The 15,526-nt window shown below is 65.9% G+C and carries 15 protein-coding genes; 9 read left to right on the forward strand and 6 right to left on the reverse strand.

Features of this window, described 5'->3' with window-relative positions:
- Positions 1–150: 150 nt before the first annotated feature.
- The gene (locus tag AC6LJ9_RS00790; protein ID WP_498146119.1) at positions 151–2,907 is read right to left on the reverse strand and encodes a M16 family metallopeptidase; all 2,757 of its coding nucleotides are present in this window, start codon (positions 2,905–2,907) and stop codon (positions 151–153) included.
- Positions 2,908–3,001: 94 nt separating this feature from the next.
- Here AC6LJ9_RS00790 and AC6LJ9_RS00795 point away from each other — a divergent pair, with 94 nt between their 5' ends.
- From AC6LJ9_RS00795 to AC6LJ9_RS00805, 3 genes are all read left to right on the forward strand, one after another.
- Positions 3,002–3,604 carry a GNAT family N-acetyltransferase gene (locus tag AC6LJ9_RS00795; RefSeq protein ID WP_498146120.1) on the forward strand — a complete coding sequence of 201 codons (603 nt, stop codon included), beginning with the start codon at positions 3,002–3,004 and terminating at the stop codon, positions 3,602–3,604.
- A gap of 251 nt (positions 3,605–3,855) precedes the next feature.
- Complete coding sequence (locus AC6LJ9_RS00800; RefSeq protein WP_212314511.1) at positions 3,856–4,233, forward strand: hypothetical protein; 378 nt, start codon at positions 3,856–3,858, stop codon at positions 4,231–4,233.
- Positions 4,234–4,339: 106 nt separating this feature from the next.
- Positions 4,340–4,897: a GNAT family N-acetyltransferase gene (locus AC6LJ9_RS00805; RefSeq protein WP_212314509.1), complete on the forward strand. Its 558-nt coding sequence runs from the start codon at positions 4,340–4,342 to the stop codon at positions 4,895–4,897.
- A 36-nt stretch (positions 4,898–4,933) separates the two neighbouring features.
- Here AC6LJ9_RS00805 and AC6LJ9_RS00810 read toward each other — a convergent pair whose 3' ends face one another.
- A complete protein-coding gene (locus AC6LJ9_RS00810) occupies positions 4,934–6,106 on the reverse strand; it encodes a vWA domain-containing protein (RefSeq protein WP_498146121.1) in 1,173 nt (390 codons plus the stop codon).
- 19 nt (positions 6,107–6,125) lie between these two features.
- Positions 6,126–6,995 (reverse strand): AAA family ATPase, encoded by an 870-nt coding sequence (locus tag AC6LJ9_RS00815; RefSeq protein WP_212314505.1) that lies wholly within the window; start codon positions 6,993–6,995, stop codon positions 6,126–6,128.
- A 150-nt stretch (positions 6,996–7,145) separates the two neighbouring features.
- Here AC6LJ9_RS00815 and AC6LJ9_RS00820 point away from each other — a divergent pair, with 150 nt between their 5' ends.
- Together AC6LJ9_RS00820 and AC6LJ9_RS00825 are read left to right on the forward strand one after the other, a co-directional pair.
- A complete protein-coding gene (locus AC6LJ9_RS00820; protein WP_498146122.1) occupies positions 7,146–7,499 on the forward strand; it encodes a c-type cytochrome in 354 nt (117 codons plus the stop codon).
- A gap of 15 nt (positions 7,500–7,514) precedes the next feature.
- Positions 7,515–7,877, forward strand: a complete 363-nt coding sequence (locus tag AC6LJ9_RS00825; RefSeq protein WP_498146123.1) for a c-type cytochrome — start codon at positions 7,515–7,517, stop codon at positions 7,875–7,877.
- Between the two features lie 210 nt (positions 7,878–8,087).
- Here the strand turns inward: AC6LJ9_RS00825 and AC6LJ9_RS00830 are convergent, their stop codons facing one another.
- On the reverse strand, positions 8,088–8,513 hold the full coding sequence (locus AC6LJ9_RS00830; protein WP_103272871.1) for a DUF1841 family protein: 426 nt from the start codon (positions 8,511–8,513) through the stop codon (positions 8,088–8,090).
- Positions 8,514–8,713: 200 nt separating this feature from the next.
- Between AC6LJ9_RS00830 and icd the strand changes: the two genes are divergently transcribed.
- The gene (icd, locus tag AC6LJ9_RS00835; protein ID WP_103272872.1) at positions 8,714–9,970 is read left to right on the forward strand and encodes an NADP-dependent isocitrate dehydrogenase; all 1,257 of its coding nucleotides are present in this window, start codon (positions 8,714–8,716) and stop codon (positions 9,968–9,970) included.
- A 68-nt stretch (positions 9,971–10,038) separates the two neighbouring features.
- Here the strand turns inward: icd and AC6LJ9_RS00840 are convergent, their stop codons facing one another.
- Positions 10,039–10,281, reverse strand: a complete 243-nt coding sequence (locus tag AC6LJ9_RS00840; RefSeq protein WP_498146124.1) for a hypothetical protein — start codon at positions 10,279–10,281, stop codon at positions 10,039–10,041.
- A gap of 230 nt (positions 10,282–10,511) precedes the next feature.
- Here AC6LJ9_RS00840 and AC6LJ9_RS00845 point away from each other — a divergent pair, with 230 nt between their 5' ends.
- The 3 genes from AC6LJ9_RS00845 to AC6LJ9_RS00855 all read left to right on the forward strand — a co-directional run bounded on the left by AC6LJ9_RS00845 (position 10,512) and on the right by AC6LJ9_RS00855 (position 14,650).
- On the forward strand, positions 10,512–11,492 hold the full coding sequence (locus tag AC6LJ9_RS00845; RefSeq protein WP_498146125.1) for a glycosyltransferase family 9 protein: 981 nt from the start codon (positions 10,512–10,514) through the stop codon (positions 11,490–11,492).
- Between the two features lie 114 nt (positions 11,493–11,606).
- Entirely contained in the window at positions 11,607–12,878 is a 1,272-nt protein-coding gene (locus AC6LJ9_RS00850) for an O-antigen ligase family protein (RefSeq protein ID WP_498146126.1), read from the forward strand.
- 230 nt (positions 12,879–13,108) lie between these two features.
- Entirely contained in the window at positions 13,109–14,650 is a 1,542-nt protein-coding gene (locus tag AC6LJ9_RS00855; protein ID WP_498146127.1) for a methyl-accepting chemotaxis protein, read from the forward strand.
- Here the strand turns inward: AC6LJ9_RS00855 and dapA are convergent.
- On the reverse strand, positions 14,628–15,521 hold the full coding sequence (gene dapA / locus AC6LJ9_RS00860) for a 4-hydroxy-tetrahydrodipicolinate synthase (protein WP_498146128.1): 894 nt from the start codon (positions 15,519–15,521) through the stop codon (positions 14,628–14,630). The genes AC6LJ9_RS00855 and dapA overlap by 23 nt on opposite strands.
- Positions 15,522–15,526: the final 5 nt, after the last annotated feature.

Below are 15,526 nucleotides of genomic sequence, written 5' to 3' on the forward strand. Positions count from 1 at the left end.
TGGGGTAGCGGCATGCGCCGCTCCGTGCGGCCAGGCAGGCGAGCGGGCAGGCAGGCAGCGCATCATGGCGGCCCGCCAAAAGAAAAGCCCCTGCCGAGGCAGGGGCTGGATGGGCAGCGGCGGGGCGGGCGAGGCCGCCCCTGTTGTGCGTCAGGGCGCCGCTTTCTTCTTGAAGTCGCCGGCGACGGCGGTGCTGAAGGCGTCCGGGCGCAGGTACTTGCGCATGGCCGCGTTCACCACGTCGGGCGTCAGCGCGGAGATCTTCTTGTCCATGTCGGCCGACCAGGCGAAGGTGCGTCCGCGCTCCAGGTAGTCCAGCCACACGCCGGCCACTACGTCATCCTGCGCGCGGGCGAGGTTGCGGTAGTTCAGCAGGGCGGTGATGCCGTCGGAGATCTCCTTGTCCGAGAAGCCGTCCTTCAGCACGCGGGCCAGTTCCTCACCCACGGCCTTTTCCAGGCGCTCGCGGTTCTGCGGCGCGTAGATGGCGTAGATGCTCCACGAAGCGTTCGGCTCGAACGCCGACACCGACAGCGAGCTGCGCACGTTGTAGGACAGGCCTTCGGTTTCGCGCACGCGGTTCCACAGGCGCGAGGTTTCCGAGGCGCCGAACAGGTAGTTGGCCAGGTACAGCGCCGCGTAGTCGGCGTCGCTGTCCTGCAGCTTCAGCGGCATGCGCGACAGGTAGAAGGCGTTGGCCTTGTCGGGCGTTTCGATGTCGAAGCGCTGCGCGGCGATCTCGCGGTACGGATTGGCCACGCGCTCATAGGCGGGCGCGCGTTTCCAGCCGGCCAGGCCGGTCTTGATGGCCTTCTCGATGGCTTCGGGCTGGAAGTCGCCCACGGCCGAGTACTCGATGTTGCCGGCGCCGTAGAACCTGGCGTGGAACTTCGCCAGGGCATCGCGGTTCAGGCCACGGGCGCTGGCCAGCGCTTCGTCGAAGGTCGGCACGTAGCGCAGGTCATCGGCGGGCCACGGATTGTCCTGGCGGGCCAGGGCGCGCGAGGTCAGCGCCGAGGGCTCGGTCATGGCGTTGCGGATCGAGGTTTCGAGCTGGCGCTGGTATTCCTCCAGCTGGTCCTTCGGGAAGTTGGCGTTGCGCACGATGTCCAGCGCCAGCGTGGTCAGCTCGGGCAGGTTCTCGCCCTTGGTGGACATGGCGATGCGCAGCGTGGTGCCCGAGCCCGAGAAGCCCAGTTCGGCCTGCAGCTTGTCCAGGCGATCCTGGATGTCCTGGCGCGAGAGCTTGGCCGTGCCGCGGTTGAGCTGGTCGGCCACGGCGGCGGCATTGACGCGCTGGCCGCGCAGGTCCTGCGCGGTGCCGAACTGGATCTGCATCTGCGCCTGCACGCGATTGCCGCGCGTGGCCTTGGGCAACAGCGCCAGCTGCACGGGACCGTTGGGCAGGTCCAGCTTCTTGCGCAGCGTCAGCTTGTCGATGTTGGCGGGCGAGGGGTCGAAGGCCGACGCGCTCTTGAAGTCCGGGTCGCCCTTGTAGTCCTTGAAAACCTCGCTCAGGTCCACGCGCTGCGTCTGCGGCGCGCGCTGCGGTTTTTCGGTGGGCAGGTAGCGGCCCTCGATGCGGTTGCTCTGCACCAGGTAGGACGTGGCCGCCTTCTGCACTTCGCCCAGCGTGGCCTTGCGGGCGCGGTCGCGCTGCAGGAAGAACAGGCGCCAATCGCCAGCGGCGATGGCTTCGGACAGCGCCACGCCGACCTGCTCGGGATCGCTGTACACCTGCTCCCACGAGGTCAGCCATTTGCTGCGCGCGCGTTCCAGTTCCTGCGCGGTGAAGGGCTTCTTGTCCAGCGTCTCCAGCGTGGCGGTCAGCGTCTTGAGCGCCGCGTCCACGTTCTTGCCCGGCGACAGCTGCGCGCCGAACATGGCCAGGCCGGGATCGAGCTGCTCCATGGTGAAGCCGAACACGCCCGAGGCCATCTTGGTGGGCACCAGCGCGTGGTACAGGCGGCCGGAAGGCGTATCGGCCAGGATGGTGGCGGCCAGGTCCAGCGGCACGAAGTCGGCGCTGCCGGCGGCGGGGATGTGATACATGGCCGCGACCAGCGGCGTGCCGCCCGCGCGGCGCAGCGTCACCGAGCGTTCGCCGTCCTGCACCGGTTCCACCGTGTACTCGCGCGGCAGCGCGCGTTCGGGCTTGGGCAGCTTGCCCAGCGTTTCCTCGATGTCCGCGAGCGTGGCCTGCGGGTCGAATTTGCCGGCCACGATCAGCACGGCGTTGTCGGGCTGGTAGTACTGATGATAGAAGGCGCGCAGCTGGCCGATGTCGACGTTTTCCACGTCGGAGCGCGCGCCGATGGTGTTCTTGCCGTAGCTGTGCCACTGGAACGCGGCCGCCTGCATCTTCTGCATCAGGATGCGGGACGGGCTGTTCTCGCCGCTTTCCATTTCATTGCGGACCACGGTCATTTCCGAGTCCAGGTCTTCCTTGGCGATCAGCGAATTGACCATGGCATCGGCCTGCCAGCCCAGGTACCACTTGAGCGTCTCGGGGTTGGCCGCGAAGCTGGCGAAGTAGTTGGTGCGGTCGCCGGAGGTCGAGCCGTTGGCCTGCAGGCCGCGGCGCGAGAACTCGCCCATCGCGTTGCGCGTGGTGGACGTGCCCTTGAACAGCATGTGCTCCAGCAGGTGGGCCATGCCGGTCTGGCCGTAGTTCTCGTTGCGCGAGCCGACCAGGTAGGTCATGTTGACGGTGGTGGACGGCTTGGATTCGTCCGGCACCAGCAGCACCCGCAGGCCGTTGCCGAGGCGGTACTCGGTGATGCCTTCGATCGAGGCGGCCTCCGTGACGCCGGCCGGCAGGCTGGCGGCGCCGGCCTGGAAGGCCAGGAAGGAGGTGAACAGCAGCGTGCCCAATGGGCGCGGCAGCTTCGACAGGGACAGGCGCATGGCGAATCATTCCTTGGTCATGGCAGAATCCGTTGGAGTGTATACGGTGCGATAGGTTCAGGCTGTTCCGTGCCGCGCATCCGAGGAATCCCGCATGTCCCTGTCTCTGGAAATCGAAACGCCGCGCCTGCTGCTGCGGCAATGGCGCGCCGCCGACCGCCGGCCTTTCGCCGAGCTGAACGCCGATCCGCAAGTCACTGAATTCCTGGTGCCGTTGGACGCCGCGCAGAGCGACGCGCTGGCGGACCGGCTGGCGGCCGAAATCGATGAGCATGGCTGGGGCGTCTGGGCGGTCGAGGCGCCGGGCGTGGCGCCGTTTATCGGTTTCGTCGGCATCCGGCCTCTGTCGTCCGCACTGCCTTTCGCGCCTGGCATCGAGATCGCCTGGCGGCTGGCGCGCCCATACTGGGGGCGCGGCTATGCGGCCGAGGCCGCGCAGGCCGCGCTGAGGGTGGGCTTCGAGCAGTTGCGCGTGCCCGAGATCGTCGCGTTCACGGTGGTGGAAAACCGGCGCTCGCGCGCGGTGATGGCGAAGCTGGGCATGCGCGAGGATCCCGTTCCGTTCCGGCATCCCGCCTTGGCCGAGGACCATCCGCTCAGCCTGCATGTCCTGTATCGGTTGCGGCAGCAGGACTGGCGCGCGGCGTCCGATCGCGATGGCGGTGGGGACCGCTGCGCGCCGGTCGCGGCCGCATAACGGCCCGCGCGGCGCGCGGTCATGCCGTGTTGCGACGCAACAAGCAGGCGCGGCGCGGTGGATTTGAAGACCGCCCGGTCACGGGTGTAAGCTGTCCGCACCGTATCACCTGTTGCAGACGGGGTGCGCGACAGCCGCTTAGCAGGTTTCCCGTCCAACGCCAGACGCCGCTGGTTCATCGCGGCGCCGGTGCTTGTGTTCGCGCCTTCGCCGCCGGCATCCTGCCGGCGCATCTTTCGGAGGAACGACCCATGCTGACCGAGATCGTCACGCGTGCCTTGTCCCAACTGACCGGCCGGCCCATGAGCGGCGAGCTGATCAAAGGACAGTTTCAATACGCCTATGCCAGCGACGACGGCCAATTCGTAGCCATACTCACCCATGACATGACGACCTACGTGGTCGACCTGAGCGCGCGCCGCTACTTCGCCGAATGCGGCGGCTCGCCCAGGGGATTCGCCGGCCATGTGCTGGAAATGGAGGGGTCGGCCGCGCGCCGGCATCCCTGGCCCGCCGCCAACGACCTGTTCGACCTGGACATGGACGCGGACGAACTGGCCTGGCGCAATTGCCCGGGCCTGCGCTCCGCCGGCGCGGCGGGAGGATCAGTGGAGAGCCGCGCCGCCTGACAGAGTGGCCAGAAGCGGCAGCATCTGCTTGAACCGGCGTCTCGCGCCGGTTTTTTTTCGCGCCGCGTCGGCGTCGCGAGACACGGGCCATCGCTACAATCAGCGCATGAACCCGTCCGCCGAATTCCAAGCGCCCGAGGGCGCCACGCTGGTCGACTGCACGCTCGAGCGCCATGCCGACCAGATCCTCGCCATCTTCAACGATGCCATCGCCACGTCCACCGCGCTGTACGACTACAAGCCCAGGCCGCGCGAGTCCATGGATGCCTGGTTCCAGGCCAAGCAAAAGGGCGGCTTTCCGGTGATCGGCTACGAGAACGCGGCGGGCGAGCTGATGGGCTTCGCCAGCTACGGCACGTTCCGCGCGTGGCCCGCGTACAAGTATTCGGTGGAGCACTCGGTCTATGTGGACGGCCGCCATCGCGGACTGGGATTGGGCGAGGCGCTGATGCGCGCGCTGATCGCCCGCGCGCGCGAGCGCGACGTGCATGTGCTGGTCGGCGGTATCGACGCGGCCAACCAGGGCAGCATCCGCCTGCACGAAAAGCTGGGCTTCAAGCACGCGGGCACGCTGCGCGAGGCGGGCTTCAAGTTCGGTCGCTGGCTGGATCTGGCGTTCTACCAGCTGACGCTGGATACGCCCGCGAACCCGGTCGACGGCTGACGGGTTGAACACGCTCGGACACGCGGCGCGGGCGGACTACTTCGACAGGACGCGCATGGCCTGTTCCAGGCCGGCGACGGTCACGGGGTACATGCGGTCCTGCATGATGTCGCGCAGCAGCGCGATGGACTGGCGGTATTGCCAGGACGCGGTGGCTTCCGGATTGAGCCAGACCGACTTGGGCCAGGCGTCCAGCAGCCGCCGCAGCCACAGCGCGCCGGGCTCGGCGTTGTAGTGCTCGACCGAGCCGCCCGGCTGCAGGATCTCGTATGGGCTCATGGTGGCGTCGCCGACGATGATGAGCCGCCAGTCCGGGTTGTACTTGCGCAGCACGTCCCAGGTGTCGAAACGCTCGTTGTTGCGGCGCCGGTTGCTCTGCCACAGGCTTTCGTACGGGCAGTTGTGGAAGTAGTAGACGTCCAGGTTGCGGAACTCGCTGCGCGCGGCGGAGAACAGTTCCTCCACGCGCGTGATGTGGTCGTCCATGCTGCCGCCCACGTCCAGCAGCATCAGCACCTTCACCGTGTTGTGGCGTTCCGGCACCATGCGCAGGTCCAGGTGGCCGGCGTTGCGCGCGGTGCTGGCGATGGTGTCGTCCAGGTCCAGCTCCAGCTCGGCGCCTTCGCGCGCGAAGCGCCGCAGCCGGCGCAGCGCCACCTTGAAATTGCGGGTGCCGAGTTCGACCTGGTCGTCGTAGTCGCGGAACTGGCGCATGTCCCAGACCTTGACCGCGCTGCGGTTGCCGGCCGAGTCGCCGCCCACGCGGATGCCCTCGGGATGGTAGCCGCCATTGCCGAACGGCGAGGTGCCGCCCGTGCCGACCCACTTGTTGCCGCCGGCGTGGCGTTCCTTCTGTTCTTCGAGCCGTTGCTTGAACAGCTCCATCAGCTTGTCCCAGCCGTGCTTCTGGATGGCGGCCTTTTCCTCGGGCGTCAGGCTCTTTTCGAACTGCTTGATCAGCCAGTCCGCCGGCACCTCGCGGCCTTCGGGCAGCGCGGCCGCGATGCCCTTGTAGTACGCGCCGAAGGCCTTGTCGTAGCGGTCGTACAGCGATTCATCCTTCACCAGCGTGGCGCGCGCCAGGAAGTAGAAGTCGTCCAGCGTCGGCGGCATCAGGTCCTGGCGCAGCGCGTTCACCAGCGTCAGGTACTCGTTGACCGAGACGGGCAGCTTGTGCGCCCGCAGGTGGTAGAAGAAATCGATCAGCATGGCGGGGCCGGCGCAAGGCTTAGCGGCGTTGTCCGCGGGTCATGGCGGCCAGGCGGTCGAGCAGGTGCATGTCCTGCTCGTTCTTGAGCAGCGCGCCGGCCATCAGCGGCACGGCCGCGGCGGCGTGCGCGTCGATCTCGGCGGCGGTGGCGTCTTCGGCCAGCAGCAGGCGCAGCCAGTCCAGCAGTTCGGACGTCGACGGCTTCTTCTTCAGGCCCGGCGCCTCGCGCAGCGCGAAGAAATTGTCCAGCGCGGCGCGCAGCACGTCCTGCTTCAGTTCCGGGAAATGCACGGCCACGATCTCGCGCATGGTCTCGCGGTCGGGGAAGCGGATGTAGTGGAAGAAGCAGCGGCGCAGGAACGCGTCGGGCAGGTCCTTCTCGTTGTTCGACGTGATGATCACCAGCGGGCGGTGGCGCGCGGCGATGGTCTGGCGCGTTTCGTACACATGGAATTCCATGCGGTCCAGCTCGCGCAGCAGGTCGTTGGGGAATTCGATGTCGGCCTTGTCGATCTCGTCGATCAGCACCACCACGGGCTCCGGCGCTTCGAAGGCCTGCCACAGCGTGCCCTGCACGATGTAGTTGCGGATGTCGCGGACCTTCTCGTCGCCGAGCTGCGAGTCGCGCAGGCGCGACACCGCGTCGTATTCATACAGGCCCTGGTGCGCCTTGGTGGTGGACTTTACGTGCCATTGCAGCAGCGGCCGGCCCAGCGCGCGGGCGACTTCCTCGGCCAGCATGGTCTTGCCGGTGCCGGGCTCGCCCTTGATCAGCAGTGGTCGCTGCAAGGTCAGCGCGGCGTTGACCGCCAGCTTGAGATCGTCGGTGGCGACGTAGGTATCGGTGCCCTCGAAGCGCGCGGGCGTTGCGGAATGAGCTGCGGACATGGGGTTTTGCCGGATGGGATTGACGGGGATCAATACGCTTTCAAAGGTATTAATTCATGGCAATTATCGTACAATCGGGCAGTTTTGCAGCCGGGTTCGCCCCGCGAAGTGTTTGCCCTGTCCCTAGCCATATCAAGAAGAGTCATTCCAATGAAGTTGCGAACCTCTCTGAAGTGCACGGTTTCCGTGTTGGCCGCGATGGCATCCTGTGCGATCGCCGGCCAGGCAGTCGCTGCCGACGCAGCCCCGGTCGGCAATATCCAGAACGCCCGCGATAAAGTCTCCATGTGCATCGGTTGCCATGGCATTGAAGGCTACAAGGCGACGTTCCCCGAGCTGTACCACGTACCCAAGATTGCTGGCCAGAACGCCAAGTACATCGAAACGGCCCTCAACGAGTACAAGAAAGGCGCGCGCAGCCATCCCTCGATGGACGCCGTCGCCGGCAGCCTGTCCGATCAGGACATCGCCGACCTCGCCGCTTACTACTCGAATCTCAAATAAAGAGGGGGCCACACCATGAATCGCATCATGCTTGCCCTCGCGGGCGCAACCCTGGCCATGGCGGGCGCCGCCGCCCAGGCGCAAGACCTGGCGGCCGGCAAGGCCGTGTTCGACAAGTTCAACTGCGCGTCCTGCCACGGCGCCGACGCCAAGACCGCGGTGGACCCGGCCTATCCGACGCTGGCTGGCCAGCACGCGGACTACCTGGTCCATGCGCTGAAGGCCTACAAGCGCGGCGCCTCGGGCAGCGCGGCCACGGCCAATGTGCGCAAGAATCCCATCATGGGCGCGTTCGCCGCCCAGCTGTCCGACCAGGACATCAACAACGTTGCAGCCTGGCTCTCGTCGCAGCCCAGCGATCTGGGCGTGCGGAAGTAGGAGGGTCCACCCCCGAAGCGCTGCGCGCTTCCCCCTCAAGGGGGCATGCCTACGGACCGGCGGAGCCGGATCCGTGGCATCCCGCTCTTGGGGCGCCTGCGTTTTGCGGGGGCGCTGTGCTGTGGCTGCACGGTTGGTCTTGCGCGGCCCAGGTTGTGGCTGGCGTGCGGGATCGCAATGCCTTGCGCATTGCTGGCTGGTGCCGGGGCCTCAGCGTTCAGCGCGCTGGCGGATCAGTTCCACGTAGCTGTCGCTGTCCAGCGGCTTGCCCAGCCGTTGCGCTTCCCAGACCACCTGGCCCAGGCATTCCATGATTTCGTGGGCGGCGTGGTGAGCGTCGCTGCGCGAGACCAGCTTCTGATAGGCGCGGCGGATGCCGGGCGGGTGGTCGATGGACAGCTGTTCGGCGATGGCCAGGTGCATCGACAGGTGCAGGAACGGGTTGGTGCGCCCCTTTTCCACCGCGTATTCGGCCGTCATGGCTTCCGGGCTTTCCAGGTCGCCATGGTATTCGGGGTGCTCGATGATCCAGTCCAGGGCCATGATCTCGAGCGGCGTCAGCACCTCGGACGCGCGGTGCTTGCGCCAGGTTTCGATGAAGAATTCGCGGACTTGGTCGCGTGATGGGTTGAACATCTGCAAAAGTGAATAGGCGATAGATGTCCACATTTTAGCGCTCGCGGCCGGGCGGGCGCCGCCGGGCGGGCCATTGCGATATAGAATGGGTTGCCATCCGCTTGCCTCGTGCGTCCAGCGGGCCGCCGCGCCCGGCCGGGAAGCACGACGGGCGTCGCGGCGCGCGCGCAGAATAATCACCCGGAGCAAATGGAGCATTCATGTCCTATCAACATATCAAGGTTCCCGCCGGCGGCCAGAAGATCACGGTCAATGCCGATTTCTCGCTGAATGTGCCTGAGCAGCCCATCGTGCCTTTCATCGAAGGCGATGGCACTGGCGCCGACATCACGCCGGTGATGATCAAGGTCGTCGACGCCGCCGTGCAGAAGGCCTACGGCGGCAAGCGCAAGATCCACTGGATGGAAGTCTATGCGGGCGAAAAGGCCACCAAGGTCTATGGTCCCGACGTCTGGCTGCCCGAGGAAACGCTGGACGTGGTCAAGGACTACGTGGTCTCCATCAAGGGGCCGCTGACCACGCCGGTGGGCGGCGGCATCCGTTCGCTCAACGTGGCCCTGCGCCAGCAGCTGGACCTGTATGTGTGCCTGCGCCCGGTGCGCTACTTCAAGGGCGTGCCCTCGCCGGTGCGCGAACCCGAAAAGACCGACATGGTGATCTTCCGCGAAAACTCGGAAGACATCTATGCCGGCATCGAATACATGGCCGAGAGCGAGCAGGCCAAGGAACTGATCCAGTTCCTGCAGACCAAGCTCGGCGTGAAGAAGATCCGCTTCCCGGCCACCTCGTCCATCGGCATCAAGCCGGTGTCGCGCGAAGGCACCGAGCGGCTGGTGCGCAAGGCCCTGCAGTACGCCATCGACAATGACCGCGCCTCGGTCACGCTGGTGCACAAGGGCAACATCATGAAGTTCACCGAAGGCGGCTTCCGCGATTGGGGCTACGCCCTGGCGCAGAAGGAATTCGGCGCGCAGCTGATCGACGGCGGTCCGTGGTGCAAGTTCAAGAACCCGAAGACGGGCCGCGAGATCATCGTCAAGGACTCGATCGCCGACGCCTTCCTGCAGCAGATCCTGCTGCGCCCGGCCGAGTACGACGTGATCGCCACGCTCAACCTCAATGGCGACTACGTCTCCGACGCGCTGGCGGCGCAGGTGGGCGGCATCGGCATCGCGCCGGGCGCCAACCTGTCCGACTCGGTCGCCATGTTCGAGGCCACGCACGGCACCGCGCCCAAGTACGCGGGCAAGGACTACGTGAACCCGGGTTCCGAAATCCTGTCGGCCGAGATGATGCTGCGCCACATGGGCTGGACCGAGGCCGCCGACCTGATCATCGCCAGCATGGAGAAATCCATCCTGTCCAAGAAGGTCACCTACGACTTCGCCCGCCTGCTGGAGGGCGCGACGCAGGTGTCTTGCTCGGGCTTCGGGCAGGTGATGATCGACAATATGTAGGATGGGCCAACGATTGCCGGACAGCGAAGCGCCGCGGACCACGTCTTGCTGCTTTCAGTGTCCGGCGATCACGTGCCGGGGGCCGATCCGATCGTGCTGCGGTTGACTTTCAACGGGCGAGCCAGATGTGCTGGCCTCTCGGAATCACGTTCGTGTTTGCCGGGACGTGCGAGGTTTTCCTCGCCCTGCGTTTTGCTGATGCGCAAGGGGGGCAAATCCGCTAAAGTGGAATCCAGACGGCGCTTGGCCACGAGGCGTTCGAGCTTTTCAGGCTCATTTTCCGGGGCGGTACTTGCCAGCCGATGCTCCATCGGCGCCTGGAAGTGATGCAGCCGGTGCTTACCCTCACGTAAAAACCCGCAAGGTCGAGCTGGCCTGCGGGTTTTTTGTTAATGCTTGGACTCAAAATTGTTATTAATGCGATGCAATTTAAGTTAATGGTATTAAATTGTTAACGCTTGAGGAATATAATGCCCGCCTCACTAGAACCGAGCACTATCGTGCTGTTGTTGTCCCCCGGATTCCGCTGACCTCCGAAACGATGGCACAACCCGCGCCGAACATGCCGCCCTATGACGTATCCTCCTGCCTGCGCAGCCTGCGCGAGGCGAGGCGTATTGCGTTGCTGATGGCGCCGCGGCTGGGCGATACCTTGCTGATGATGGCCATGGCCAGCAACTTGGCCAAGCATGGCCGGGCCGTGACGGTGTTTGGCGACTATGCCCATGCGTTGCGCAGCTGGTTTCCCGGCGTGGACATCCGCCCTTCGTTGTCGGAGTCAGATGCGGCCCGTGCGCTCGCCGGTTTCGACTGCGCCGCCCAGATGCATGTGGGCTGGCCCTATGCCTTGCACGATCATGCGCGGTCGTACTTCTACTACGATGCCCATGTCGTGATCACCGGGAAGGGCTTTGTAAAGGTCAATCAGATCAGCGATTTTTGTCGCGACCAGCTTGGCTTGGCGCTTTCGACTACGGACATCGGCCTGTGTCCCCCCGTGGTCGGGCGACATCGGTTGCACAGGCGACGGGTCGCCGTGCATCCTTCGTCGAGCGGCATAGAGCGCTGCTGGGCGCCCAGGCATTTCGTGGAATTGGGCCTGCGCTTGCAGCGCGACGGCTATGAGCCGTTCTATATCCTGGCGCCGCATGAGCGGGAACGATGGGCGTGCCTGGAGGAAGCCGGCCTGCAGATCCAGCAAGCGCCGTCCCTGGCCGATGTCGCTGCCTTCATCCACGAATGCGGCTGGTTCATCGGCAATGAGTCGGGCGTCGGTCATCTGGCGTCCAGCGTGGGGGTCCCGACATTGACGCTCACGGGACGTCCCACCCGGACCAGGGCATGGCGACCGGGCTGGTCCTTGTCGCATATCGTCTATCCCGCCTATATCCCAGGCGGCAGATGGCGCGATCGCTTTTGGCGTGACTGGTTGTGGCCGGGCAGCGTCATGGCTGCCTTTGGACGCCTTGCCCGGGAGTACGAGGGGTCCGCGGCTTCGTCCAAGAGATTCCACCTCGAATAAGCGCCGGTCTGCGTGCCTGAAACACAGCGTGGCCCGTCGAACGACGGCGCCGCGCACCTGCCAATCCTTTCCCATATACAGCCCGCTTCCTGGCGGGCAAGTCCACCTGTAGATATGCCTATGATCAGTTCCCGTTGTATTGCCTTGCTGGTCATGCTTGTGCCAGCGATGGCCCTGACCAGCGCCGTCGGCGGTCCCGCGGTCATTTATCTGACCGCGTTGATCTCGCTGGTCGTCCTGGCGTCGAATGCCTTCACCCGTCGGCAACCGTTCGACTTCCGGGAATTGATGCCGATGGCGGTGGCGCTGTTCGCGCCTTTCACTGCCATGCTGATCAGCAGCATATGGCTGGGTGTCTGGAGCGCGTCCGAGATCGAGAAACTGCTCAGGTTCGCGCTGGCTGTGCCCGTGTGCTGGCTGCTGTTGCGGGCGCCACGCCACTGGCTGCAGCATGTGCAATGGAGCTTGCTGTTTGCCGCGTATGCAGGCTCGATCATGCTTTTCGTCATCCTGCTGCACCCGGGTCTGGGACGGGGATTCGTATCGGAGTACGGCGGGCGCTACAACGCCGTTGCCTTCGCCGACCTGACACTGCTGTTCGGCGTGATGTCGATCGTGACCCTGCCCTGGACGCTGACGAGCTGGGCCAGGTTTGAGGCGGCGTTGAAGATCTTCGCCTTGCCGCTGACGCTGGCTGCCGTCTGGGTGTCCCAGACCCGCAGCAGCTGGGGTTTGCTGCCGGTGTGCGGTTTGGTGTTCCTGTTGGCCAAACGTGGCTGGACGGTACGCAAGAAGGCGATTTTCGTGGCCTGCATCGCCGCGGTCCTGGCCGTGGGAGCGGTGGCTGCATGGCATGCCAAGGGCACGCGCTGGACTGAAGCGGCATCGGACGTGAGCCTCTTCACCGAAAACAAGGAACGCGATACGTCCGTCGGCATACGCATGCAGCTCTGGCACGCGTCCTGGCTGATGTTCAAGCAAAGCCCGCTGGTCGGCGTGGGCGTGCCCAACTTCCGGCCCGAGCTGGTCAAGATGGCGGAGCAGGGGACCGTGACCAAGCTGGTCTCCACGGACTTCGGCGAGCCGCATAACGACTACCTGGGCGCGCTGGCGGGCTACGGCCTGCTCGGCATCCTGAGCATCTTCGCCCTCTATTTCGTTCCCGCGGCCGTCTTCATGCGCCGCATGCGCAGCGATGACGTGGTGGTGCGAGTAGGCGCCCAGCTCGGCCTGCTGTTCTGCCTGGGCTACAGCGTCTTCAGCCTGTCCGAGATGATGTTCCGCAACATGCGCAGCGTACCCATCTATGCGGTGACCGTCGTGCTGCTGTACGCGCTGACCACGGTTCGAAAGGGCAGTACCCCGGCGCCGTCCGCCAGCGCTTGAATTCCGCAGCGTCCTCGCGCTGCTCCGGTCAAAAAACGCAAGGTCTGATCCTTGCGTTTTTTTTCGTCCGCGGCCAAAACCCGGGCGGCATTGACCTGCGTCAATCACACGATCTCTTCTTGGTGAAAACCCTGGCTCATCCCCGTATTCTGATGAAACGCAACATATAAACCGTCACATTCTGCCGCTATTGCTTGCATGCGCAGGGTGGGCATAGAAAGAGAGGTTCTATGAAAAATTCCAGTTTGCGTAGGGAACTGCTGTGGTTCGTATTTGCCATCGGCGCGGCCGTGCTGGCCCTGGGCGCCTGGGACGCCTGGGAGCGGCGGGCCGAGATGGTGGCGCAGCGCAAGACCGAGCTGCGGCATGTGCTGGACCTGGCGTCCAGCATCGTGCAGAACGGCAAGCGGGGCGTGAGGGAGGGGCTCACGCTGGAGCAGGCGCAGCGCAATGTCGCCCAGCGTCTGGCGCAGCTGCGCTATGGCGCCGACGGCTATGTGGGCGCGTTCCGCGACGATTATTCACTGCTGGTGCATCCGGATCCGAAGCTGGTCGGCACCAAAGTGCGGGAAACGCGCGACGCCGAGGGCAAGCCGATCTTCGAGGATCTGTATGCGCAGGGCAAGGCCGGCGGCGGCTATGTCGATTACCTGTTCCCACGGCCGGGATCGGACGAGGCCCTGCCCAAGATCAGCTACGCGGTCTATGAACCCGAATGGGGCTGGCTGCTGTTCACCGGTCTGTATGTGGATGACGTGGACGCGGCATTCCGCGCCACGCTGTGGCGCCAGGGCGGCGTGACGCTGGGCTTGCTCGCGGTGGTGCTGCTGGCGGCATTGCGCTTTTTCCGCACGCACATCATCCGTCCGCTGGACGAGGCGGTGGTTGTGTGCGAGCGGGTGGCGCAGGGCGATCTGTCCAGCATCGTGTCGCGTCATCACCGGGGCGAGATCGGCCGGCTGTTCGACGCCATGGCGCTGATGCAGGAACGTCTCGACGTGGCGGTGCGCAGCATCGTGCATTCCACGGGTTCGATCGCCGCGGCCTCGCGCCAGATCGCCGCCGGCAGCATGGACCTGCACGACCGCACCGAGAAGCAGGCGGCGGCGCTGGAGCAGACGGCGGCCAGCGTGGAGCAGATCACCGCCACCGCCAAGCAGAGCGCCGATCACGTGCGCGAGGTGAGCGCGCTGGCGGGCGAATCGGCGCAACTGGCGCGCCAGGGCAGCGAGGAAACCCAGCACGCCATCGACGCCATGCGCGAGATTTCGCAAAGCTCGCAGCGCATCGACGAGATCATCCGCCTGATCGACGAGATCGCGTTCCAGACCAACATCCTGGCGCTCAACGCCGCGGTCGAGGCGGCGCGCGCCGGCGAGCAGGGCAGGGGCTTCGCCGTGGTGGCGGGCGAAGTGCGGGCGCTGGCGCAGCGCTCGGCCACCGCGGCCAAGGAAATCAAGGGCCTGATCGAGGCGTCCTCCGATTCGGTGGAGCGCGGCAGCCAGCGCGTGGAACAGGCCAGCGCCACCATGGGCAGCGTGCTGGAATCGGCCCGCAACAGCGCGCCGCTGATGGGCGAGATCGCCACGGCCTCGGCCGAGCAGAGCGTGGGCATCGAGCAGATCAATCAGGCCGTCACGCACCTGGACAGCGTGACGCAGCAGAACGCCTCGCTGGTGGAGGAGTTCGCCGCGTCGGCCGCCACGCTGCACGACCAGGCCGACGACCTGGCCCGCGCCGTGTCGGTGTTCAAGCTGTCTGCAGCCTACTAGGCGTGCACTGGACCACGCTCATGGCCCGCTGCAGCCGCGCGCTCAATTCGCGGCTGGCGCTGGTCATGGGCGGGCGCAGCTCGTCCGCGATCAGGCCCTGCAGGGCCAGCGCGCGCTTGATCGGCGCCGGATTGGGCTCGGTGAACAACAGCCGGATCAGGCCGCGCAGCGGTTCGAACAGCTCGCGCGCCGCTTCGGCGTGGCCGTCGCGCGCCAGCTGCATGACCTCGACGTAGCGCTCGGGATACAGGTGCGCCGCGGCGGGAATGGCGCCGCGTCCGCCCATCTGGAAGTGATCCAGGAAGGCCAGATCCTCGCCGCAGAGGACGTCCATCCTGCCGCGCGCGTTGAGCGCGGACAGCAGCGAGGGATTGCATTCCTTGACCGAGCCGAACTGCGGCAGCGCGGCCAGCGTTTCCATGGTCTTCACCGTCATCGCCACGCCCGCGCGCTTGGGGATGTTGTACAGGATGACGGGGCGTTCGGTGGCCCAGGCGATCTGGCGGTAGTGCCACAGGATGCCTTGCTGCGACGGGCACAGGTAGTACGGCGGCGGCACCAGGTAGCCGGCCGGGTTCAGCTTGTCCAGGCGGCGGATGGCCGCCGCCACGCCGCGCGTGTCCACGCCGCCGGCGCCGAACACCAGCGGCAGCGCGTGCGGATCGGTGCGGATGGCTTCGATCATGTCGATCTTCTCCGGCAGGCTCAGCAGGTTGCCTTCGCCGGTGGAGCCGAACAGGACCAGGCCGGCGATGCCGGCGTTGCGATAGTAGCGGGCCAGCGCCTGGGCGGCCTCGCAATCCACGTGTCCGGCGCGCATGGGCGTGACCATGGGCAGCCAGATGCCTTCGAAGACGGAGCGGGCGGGCATGTCCA

The organism is Achromobacter sp. 1011811831, assembly GCF_059760905.1.